This window comes from Streptomyces sp. P5F9, assembly GCF_057961495.1.
Map to the genome: position 1 here is coordinate 1 of NZ_JBXVPZ010001020.1, position 711 is coordinate 711.

Annotated in this window: 1 protein-coding gene; it reads left to right on the plus strand. The window is 68.8% G+C overall.

Going from position 1 to position 711, the window contains the following annotated elements; genetic code table 11:
* On the plus strand, positions 1–711 hold a 711-nt coding region (locus tag AC31A1_RS52190), incomplete at both ends, for a S1C family serine protease (protein ID WP_489660042.1).

Consider the following 711-nt stretch of genomic DNA (forward strand, 5'->3'; position numbering starts at 1 on the left):
CACCCGCACCCGGAAGCTCCTCGTCGGCTCAGCCCTCGTCCTGGCTCTTCTCTCCGGCGGCATCGGTGGCGTCGTAGGGGCGCGTCTGGAGCGGGACGGGATCGGTGGGGACATCGTGTTGCCGCAGGCCGGTAAGGAAGACAGCCGGCGGGCGCCCGGCAGTGTTGCCGGGATCGCCGCTCGGGCCCTGCCCAGTGTCGTGACCCTGCATGTCACCGGGGATGAGGAGTCGGGGACCGGGACGGGGATCGTGCTGGATACGCGGGGGCACATCCTCACCAACAACCATGTGGTGGAGTCCGCCGGCGGTGGCGGTCGGATATCCGTCAGCTTCAGTGGGGGGCAGACCGTCAAGGGGAAAGTCGTCGGGCGTGACACCGGATACGACCTCGCCGTCGTGCAGGTGAGCGGGGTGCGGGGGCTGACGCCGATGCCGCTCGGGAATTCCGACAACGTGCGGGTGGGGGACCCCGTTGTCGCGATCGGCGCGCCCTTCGATCTCGACAACACCGTGACCTCCGGGATCATCAGTGCCAAGGAGCGGCCGATCACCGCCGGGGGTGAGGCGTCGGACGGGAGTGATGTGTCGTATGTCGACGCGTTGCAGACCGACGCGCCCATCAATCCCGGGAACTCCGGTGGGCCGTTGCTCGATGCTCAGGGGCGGCTGGTCGGGGTCAACTCGGCCATTCGGTCCGCCGATTACGGGGA